This window comes from Allomesorhizobium camelthorni, assembly GCF_011045125.1.
Classification (GTDB): domain Bacteria; phylum Pseudomonadota; class Alphaproteobacteria; order Rhizobiales; family Rhizobiaceae; genus Allomesorhizobium; species Allomesorhizobium camelthorni.
This window is the reverse complement of record NZ_JAAKZF010000136.1, coordinates 1-8568: the sequence shown is the minus strand read 5'-3', so window position 1 is coordinate 8568 and position 8568 is coordinate 1. Positions and strand designations below refer to the sequence as shown.

8 protein-coding genes are annotated in these 8568 nt (G+C 59.1%); 1 reads left to right on the top strand and 7 read right to left on the bottom strand.

The features are described 5' to 3' along the window. Positions 1-166: 166 nt before the first annotated feature. The 7 genes from G6N73_RS33265 to G6N73_RS33235 all read right to left on the bottom strand — a co-directional run bounded on the left by G6N73_RS33265 (position 167) and on the right by G6N73_RS33235 (position 8141). Positions 167-1294, bottom strand: a complete 1128-nt coding sequence (locus G6N73_RS33265) for a serine hydrolase domain-containing protein (RefSeq protein ID WP_165034166.1) — start codon at positions 1292-1294, stop codon at positions 167-169. Positions 1295-1877: 583 nt separating this feature from the next. After that, a complete protein-coding gene (locus G6N73_RS33260; RefSeq protein WP_165034165.1) occupies positions 1878-2858 on the bottom strand; it encodes a betaine/proline/choline family ABC transporter ATP-binding protein in 981 nt (326 codons plus the stop codon). Between the two features lie 64 nt (positions 2859-2922). Next, the gene (locus G6N73_RS33255; RefSeq protein ID WP_206079230.1) at positions 2923-3873 is read right to left on the bottom strand and encodes an ABC transporter permease; all 951 of its coding nucleotides are present in this window, start codon (positions 3871-3873) and stop codon (positions 2923-2925) included. A 175-nt stretch (positions 3874-4048) separates the two neighbouring features. Next, entirely contained in the window at positions 4049-5017 is a 969-nt protein-coding gene (locus tag G6N73_RS33250) for an ABC transporter substrate-binding protein (protein ID WP_165034164.1), read from the bottom strand. A 42-nt stretch (positions 5018-5059) separates the two neighbouring features. Then, positions 5060-6031 carry an ABC transporter substrate-binding protein gene (locus tag G6N73_RS33245; RefSeq protein WP_165034163.1) on the bottom strand — a complete coding sequence of 324 codons (972 nt, stop codon included), beginning with the start codon at positions 6029-6031 and terminating at the stop codon, positions 5060-5062. A gap of 147 nt (positions 6032-6178) precedes the next feature. Continuing rightward, positions 6179-7267 carry a mandelate racemase/muconate lactonizing enzyme family protein gene (locus G6N73_RS33240; RefSeq protein ID WP_165034162.1) on the bottom strand — a complete coding sequence of 363 codons (1089 nt, stop codon included), beginning with the start codon at positions 7265-7267 and terminating at the stop codon, positions 6179-6181. A 28-nt stretch (positions 7268-7295) separates the two neighbouring features. Further along, the gene (locus tag G6N73_RS33235; protein WP_165034161.1) at positions 7296-8141 is read right to left on the bottom strand and encodes a LysR family transcriptional regulator; all 846 of its coding nucleotides are present in this window, start codon (positions 8139-8141) and stop codon (positions 7296-7298) included. Between the two features lie 170 nt (positions 8142-8311). Here G6N73_RS33235 and G6N73_RS33230 point away from each other — a divergent pair. Continuing rightward, positions 8312-8568, top strand: a 257-nt coding sequence (locus G6N73_RS33230) for an NAD(P)-binding domain-containing protein (protein WP_165034160.1), incomplete at its 3' end; no start/stop codon positions are given.

The window sequence follows — 8568 nt, the reverse complement described above, 5'->3', positions numbered from 1 at the left end:
TATCCTGGCCGATCGGCTGACCCAGGCGAGGCGGGCACCACAGAATCAGACCGGAAAGGCTGACTGCATTTCCGGGGTTCCGAAGCATCACTTTCGAAATATCGATCAACTGCGAATAAAGCGCGGCATCCGCTTCCATATGTTCCTCTGCGGAGAAACGACCACCTCATAACTCTGCAGCAAGATTGGCCATCATCTCCACTAGCTGATCGCTGAAGTTGCCGTCCGAGGCGCTCTTGTTCTCGAGCACGCTGAAGTAGACGACGACAGTGCCGGTGTCGGGGTTTGCAAGCATGTACTGACCGCCCCAGCCGCCGTGGCCGAGCCAGGTGCCGTCGGTCATCGTTTGGCGGCTATAGCGGCGTGACTTCTGTAGGGAAGGCCCGGGATTGCGGCGGGTGTCTTCGATGAAGGCGGCATCGCCCACGCGGCGGCCGTCGACACCCTCGCCTTTGCGCGCGAAGAGCAGGCCGTAGCGCGCGAGATCGCGGGCGGAGAGGCATGCGCCGCCGTCGACCAGCGGCACGCCCTCGCGGTCGCAGGTGATGTGGAAGCATCCTTCGAGGCCCGCTGCCTCGACGATCTCGATCAGCCAGTCGCGCAGCGCCCGGCCGCTGGCGCGCTCAATGACCCAGCCGATGATTTCGCTGTTGGTCGACTTGTAGAGCGCCTCGCCGGTGCGGTTCACGAGATTGTCGCTAGTGATCCCACAGAGGAAGGAGCGAATTGTACCCTCCTTCTCGCCCTTCGGCGGCAGGCGCCATCCTGCGTCACGCTCCATGTCCCACCACATCGTGTCAGGATCGCTGAGGTCCTCGGAGAAGTCGTTGGCAACGTTCATGTCGGCGACATCGCGCAGCGTTGCATCCGCATAGCCCGCGCCAATCTCGGGCAGATAGTCCCTAACTCTGCGGCCAAGGTCCACCAGGCCGTCGGCGACCGCGCGGCCGAGCATGAGGTTCAGCGTCGTCTTGGTGATCGACTGGATGCTGTGCGGCCTGTTAGGACCAAAGTCTGGCGCATAGGCCTCGTAAAGGATGTGGTTGCTCTGCAACACGACGAAGGCGGAGAAATGCGGCATGGCGAGGAAGCGCGCGACTTCGGGCCGTTCGCCGATCGTCCAGTCGACCTGCTTTACCAGGGGCAGGACCGAGGGTGCGCGGAAGGAGAGACTGTATCGGGCGATCCTGTGGAGGTTGTGGAAGCCGTGGCGGCGGTGGTCGGGCAGGCTCCAGCGCGGCTTGTTCTCGGCAGCTATGGCGAGGTCGGGGTTGGGGATCGAGGCGAGCGTCATGTGGCGGGTCCTCAAAGATGGGGGTTCGTTCGTGGGATTCATGGCCGAGCACCGTGTGTGTCTTGCGTCTTCAGCAGCCTCCTAGTCGATGTAGGCACGATCTCGGACATCCACGTGTTCATGTTGTTGTGGTTTCTCTGCGAAAATCATCGGGTTGGTGCGAGAGACACCACCACGGGGCATGGCGACGCTTGGCATCGCGGTAGTTAGCTGGGTCTCGAGAGGCAGGCAGCGTCTCCCGAGAAAGCGCGCTCTCCGGCTACCTACAAGTACGTTCCCGGATCGCATAATGACTACAGCGTTAATGCGTCGGATAATCTCCTCGGAAGCCTCGCGGGCCAAGCGCATCAGCCCCCACAGGAGTCACTACGCCCGCGCTCAAGAGAGGCCAAACCGGTGGCATCGTATTCCACACATTCACTCACCGTCATTTCGCCAGCATGGCGGCAGACCGACGTTTAACCGAAGCGACGCTTGATGAGCATCGACATGAGGGATCGCAGCCATTTCGCCGGACACTTACGCGGCAACAGCGTGGTCCATTCGGTCGAACAGCGCCACGAGAGACCCATTGTTGTCCTCCTTAGAAAGCGGTGGGATTGCGTGCTGCGGAGGGCACAAGGGCTTTAAGAACGTCTGTCATTCTCAGAGTGCCGACCCGCTTCCCCTCCGAATGCACCGCAAACGCCTTGTCAGCCGCACCGCCGGAGCGAAGGATCGCCTGCTCGAGGTTTTCATCGCCCTCCAGCACTTCATAGCCGTCGTCGTCCGTGCCCGTCGTCTCCATGACCGAGCGGACGCGCAGAACGCGGGCCCGGTTGATATCGCTCACGAAGTCCTCGATGTAAGGATCAGCCGGGTTCAATAGGATGTTCTGCGGCTCGCCCTGCTGCACGATCTCCCCGTCCTTCAAAATCACAAGGTGGTCCGCCAGCTTGAGCGCCTCATCGAGATCATGCGTGATGAACACGACCGTTTTCTGCAGGTCCTTCTGAAGTTCGAGTAGGAGGTCCTGCATACTGGACCGGATGAGCGGGTCCAGAGCTGAGTAAGCTTCGTCCATAAGCATCAGTTCGGAGTTGGAGGTCAGGGCCCGGGCGAGGCCGACCCGTTGCTGCATGCCCCCGGAAAGCTGGTGGGGGTACATTTGCTCCGCACCCGCAAGGCCTATCCGGGCCAGCCACTTGCGAGCAGTCTCGTCCGTTTTGACCCGGTCCTCCCCGCGCACCGAACATGCCATGCCTGTGTTCTTCAGGACTGTCTCATGCGGTAATAAGGCGAACTTTTGAAATACCATGGACATCTGCGTGCGGCGCAGTTGCAGCAACTGCGCCCGGTCCAGCTTCATGATGTCGGTGCCGTTGACGATCACCTCACCAGCCGTAGGATCGATCAAACGGTTAAGGTGGCGGATCAGGGTGGATTTCCCGGAGCCCGACAGGCCCATGATGACCGTGATTTCGCCCTTTTTTATCTCGACGTTGATATCCCGCAGACCGAGCACGTGCCCGTGGTCCTTCAACATGTCCTTCTTGTGCATTCCCGCTTTGGCGCGGGCAACCATGGTCGGCGCGTTGGCGCCAAAGATCTTGTACAGGTTACGGATCGATACAAGCTTTCGGTCATGCTCAGGCCCGCGGCTGGTGCATCTTGTTGACACGTTGGAGGGCAGCCCGGCTTACACGGTCAAGGATCACGGCCAGCAGAACGATACCGAGGCCCGCCACGAGCCCAACGCCGAGTTCGAGCTTGTTGATGCCGCGTAGCACCAGGGTTCCGAGTCCCGGCGCGGAAACGAGCGACGCGATAACAACCATGGACAGCGACAGCATGATGGTCTGGTTGATGCCTGCCATAATATTCGGCAGCGCCAGCGGCAACTCGACCCGGTACAGCTTCTGCCGGGATGTCATGCCGAATGCATCCGCCGCCTCGAGGACATCGCGATCGACAAGCCGAATGCCCAAGTTTGTCAGTCTTATCGACGGGACAATGGCATAAAGAATGATCGCAATACCGTACAACTTCGGTTCGGTAATGCTGAATAGGAAGATGAGCGGGATCAGATACACGAATGTCGGTAGGGTCTGCAGCATGTCGAGAAATGGTGTCAGCCACCGCTCCATCCGGTCGCTACGCGACATCGCAATCCCGATCGGCACGCCAAAGAGGACGCAAATGACGGTGCAGACGAGGATGATAGCCAGTGTCTGCATCGCGTATCCGAAATGGTCGATGAAGGCGAGGACCAGAAACGAAGCCAACACAAAAACAGTCACGCCGACGCGTCGTCCGGCGAATTGGGCGACGGCTACCAGGATCAGAATCGCGGCCCACCACGGAAGAGACTGCATGACGTCAATGGCGTTCCGCAGCGCCCAACTCAACGGCTGCGTAAGCGGGTCCAGAACGAATTTGACGGGATCCTTCACATCAAGGAAAAAACGCTCTAGGGCTGCGGTCATGTCGCGGGTTCGCGGGATCGCACCGCAGGCCTTGTGAAGGACGTCAAGGGACGGGAATGGCAGTGCTTCCGTTTGGTCGGTTCCTCCACCAGCCTTTGCGAGGAGGTCGTTCATTGTCATGGGGCCACCGGTAGCCCCAGCGTCGCACCACGACCGCAGCCTAAGTGTGTCAAATAAGTTTTCCGTACACTGCCATATCCAGCCTTGAACTTGTCGCCACCAGGCAGCCGCGGCCTCATGCGGGTGCCTCCACCAGAATCCAACAGAGGGAGGTCTTCGTCGACCCTGATTATTTCAGCAGTGTCGCCAATTTTGCTTTCGCGGCTTCATTCAACCAGGCAGACCAGATCGCCTTGTGATTGCTCAGGAAGTGAACCGCTGTTTCCTCCGCAGTGGCTTTCTTGTCAAATTGCCACTTCAGCAGGCTGTTCATCATCTCGTTGGTGAAACTTACTTTTCGCATCAGGTCTGCGACGTCAGGCTGACGCTCGAGAAAGGCGCTGGTCGATGCAGTCAGGACCCGGTCACGCGGGTAGCCCGACTTGCCAGGGTTCGGACAGTCGGCGCTGCGATTGCAGGTATGGATCGCCTCGACATACTCGCCCATATCCACCTTCACGAGAGGGAACTTCGCCATGGTCGGCGTCGGCGACCAATAGTAGCCGAACCACGGCTCCTTATTGGTGTAAGCAACCTCGATAGACGCTGCCAATGTCTCGCCTGACCCGTGGTTGAAGACCTTGAGGCCGTGCCCTTCGAAATCCCAGGCCTTCTGAAGGTTGTCCGCGACGATGCGGCACCCCCATCCCTCAGGGCAGCTATGAAACCGCCCACCCACGAGCTCGGGATGGGCAAGAATGCCCTCCAGTTTTGTCAACTCGGGGTGCGCCTCAGCAAGATAGGCCGGAATCCAGTAGCCGCCGATACCGCCGTCAGAAAGTGCGTTCCCGAGGGTGACGACCTTGCCTTCCGCTTCGAGCTTTTCGTACATGGGGGCCGAGTTGATCCACAACTCGGTCACGATATCAGGCTCGCCCTTTTCGGCGATGGAAGTCACCGCCGGCGCGACGGAGGTCTGCACGACCTGCACGTCGCAACCGTAGCCTTTTTCCATGAGGAATTTCGAGACCGAGGTCACTATGGCGGCCGAGGCCCAGTTCATTTCCGTGATTGTGACTTTGCCGCAATCGGCAGCGGCAATGCCGCTGCCGAACAAGAGCATGGCGGTTGCGCCAGCCACCAGGGAGTAGATATTCATCGAATGGACCTCTGCCCAAGGAGAATGGTGAGAAAATGGGTCTTACTTCAGAACCGCCGCAAGCTTCTCTTTTGCCTCTGGGCTCAACCAATTCGCCCATACATCCTTGTACGTGGTCAGGAAATGCACCGCAGCTTCCTCGGATGAAGCCTTTTTGTCTTCCTGCCAGGCGAGGATCTCGCTCATCTGGTCGTTGGTGAAGGTGACCTTCGACATGAGCTGAGCGATTTCGGGCTCGCGCTTCTCAAAATCGGTCGTTGCAGCAGTTACGACCTCGGCCGGCGGATAAGCCGACTTTCCAGGCGTCGAGCAGGTTTCAACGGCGTTACAGGCGTGCACGTCAGCGTTGTACGGACCGATATCGACCTGAACCATCTCGTACTTGCCCAGGACGGATGTCGGCCCCCAATAGTAGCCGAACCAAGGCTCCTTGTTTTCGTAGGCCGCCGCGATGGCGGCGGCGAGCGTTTCGCCGGACCCGTGGTCGAACACGCTAATGCCGTGGCCCTTTAGATCGAAGGCTTCGGCCAAATGGTTGTTGGTAATTTTGCAGCCCCAACCCTCGGGGCAGTTATGGAACTTGCCGCCAACCCATTCCGGGTGCGCGAGGATCCCGTCGACAGTTGCTAGCTCCGGATGCTCGTTCACCAGATATTTCGGGACCCACCAAGCATCAATGCCGCCAGGAGTAAGGACGTTGCCCAAAGTCTTGACCTTACCGGCTGTAACCAAGCCCGGATATGCCGGGGCGCCATTGAGCCAAAGTTCGGTGACGATGTCCGGACGTCCCGTTTCCGCAACCGAGGTGACCGCCGTGGCTGTGGCCGACGGTACAACCGTGACCTTGCAGCCACAGCCCTGCTCCATGAGGAACTTGGAGATCCCTGTGACGATCGAGGCCGAGGCCCAGTTCATTTCCGTGATTGTCACATCGCCGCATTTCGCTTCAGCCGCGGTTGCGGCAACAGTGGCAAGGAAGGCAGCGGCAGTCAGCTTAAGCGTATACGACACCATGGCTCTCTCCTGTTGGTGTTCCATTCAGGCGATAAATCCCGCAGCTGTGGCTGCATGGGTTCCCCATGAAAGAATTACAAGAAAGCCGGACATTTAACTAACGAATATAATTCGAACCTGGCATCGGCTTTGTCGATGGGGCGGTCGTCAGCGATCGATCGCAAAGCGCTCGACCGCCGCTTCATCGAATGTAAAACCTGTCCCGGGCCTGATCGGGATCAAGACGTCGCCGTCAACAATCTCCATCTGTTCCTGAAACAGGGGTGCATACCACGGCATATGCTCCACTGATATGCAGTTGGCCGATGATCCGGCAATGCACAGGCTGTGTTCGGTGAAGATATGCGTCGAAATCGGCAAGCTGTGGGCTTCCGCCAGCGCGGCAACACGGCGCATCTCTGTAAGCCCGCCTATTCGCTGCAGGTCGGGCATCAAGACGTCAGCCGCACGCGCGTCAATCGTGTTCCGGATACCGAAGCGGGTCCATTCAGTCTCGCCGGACGCGATTTGGATATCGAGAGCGCGCCGAACTTCTGCCTGACCCGTGAGGTCGTGCACTGACACTGGTTCCTCTAGCCAACCGACATCGAGTTCTTCGAGCATCCTGCCGAGCCGAATGGCTTGTTTGGGTCGGAGCGCCTGATTGGCGTCGGTCAGGATCTCGATCGATGGTCCGACCGCCTCCCGTACCGCCTTGACGCGTTCGAAATCGCGATAAGGGTCGGCGTTGCCAACGCGGACCTTCATGGCGCGGAAGCCCTGTTCAAGAAAGCTCGCTGCCTCTTCGACGAGCTCATCCGTGGTCTGCGAGAGCCACAATCCCCCGCTGGCGTAAGTGCGGACGCGATCCCGGCAGGCCCCGAAAATGTGATGCAGAGGTCGGTCCACACCTTTGCCGATGAGGTCCCAACAGGCGGTATCCAGCGCAGAAAGGGCGGAAATAGTAACGCCGGCATAGCCTGTAGGGTTAATGTCCGCCCAGATCGACGTATTGATCGCTGTCACGAAGTGGGGGTCACATCCTACCACGCGGTGCGAAAAACCGCGAACCATCTCGTCGAACGCTTTGAGCCGGACTGCGTTCAGGGTGAAAATATAGCTTTGGCCAACCAGCCCGACATCGGTTTCCAGGTAAACGAGCAGGCAGCCTACCGAACGCATGTCATGAATGGCGGTCGTAATTGGCTTTGCAAAAGGAACGTCGGTGAGCCGCGTCTTCAACGCTGTGATTTTCATGTTATCTCTCTGATAGTGGACTGGAAATTCAGGCAATCGTGTCGCGCAAGGCAGCCACAGCGGTTTCGATAGATTCCGGCGCAATGACGTCAATACGAACGGCGATGAAGACTGTTCGCTGAAAACGCGGCGCCCCCTCGACCAGATGCAGGCGGCCGGACTTGATGTGGGGCGCCACGGACTCGGCCAGGAAATACCCGGAGCCGCTGTTGGCCAGGATATGATCCATTGCTACCGCCGAACTGCGGATCGTCAGCTTGTGGCTAAACACGCCAGGAAAATGCATGCTGTGCTGGGCCCGGAACGTTTCCCCCCAATCCACGAAGACGTAGCCGGGAACCACACCGCTCTGGACCGCGCGTCGATTGGTCGACACCATCACGAGTTCTTCGCTGATGAGGGGCTCGATCCGCGCCTCCGCGCAATGACGCGGGTCATAGAGCACGGCAATGTCGAGCAGTCCGGCTCGCAGTTTCTCCATAAGGATATCCGAGCGCTCGCTGATCGCGCTCGCGACGCCGTCCGGTAGCGCCTTCGCCATACGCTCCAACCAGCCGGGGACGATACGGGGCCAATGATTATCTTCAACCCCCAGAGTGACGAAAGCATTCAGGCCTTCCGGCAGCGTGGCAACCTGCTGGCCACGTTCCCAGGCGCGCACGATGTTCACCGCACTCGAATGGAACTGGTGCCCCCCCGTGGTAAGGGTCACTCCGTTGCGCTTGCGATTAAACAGCTGACGGTTTAGTCGATCCTCTAGCGCTTTTATCCGAGCACTGATGGTTGACTGCGTGACATGGAGCTGGTCGGCGGCGTGCTGGAAGCTGCCGGTCGTGATGACTTCCAAAAATGCCCTGATGTGTTCGATGTTCAAGAAGCACCGCTGTCAAATCGAAATTCTCGATATGACTGGATAATTATATTCGTTTGCCAAGTCAATCCGAGTGAGAAAGAGTGATTTGGCTGAATCCAGTTACGACAGCGCGCCGAAAACAGGCTGGCGGTTAGATCGACGTGCCGGGTGGCTACTGAACGGAGATATACATGCGGATTGCATTCATTGGGTTGGGCAACATGGGCGGGCCAATGGCCAGCAACCTGGCGCGCGCGGGGTACGAACTTGCCCTTTTCGACCTGGATTCAAACAAGGTCGAGGCCGTGCAAGCGGCAGGAGCAGCGGCCGGCAACCAGGCGATCACCGCGTCCGCGACGGCCTCTGAGGCAGCCTCGTCGGCCGATATCGCGTTCACGTCGCTGCCAAACCCGAAGATCATCGAGGCTGTTGCGCTGGGCGATCGGGG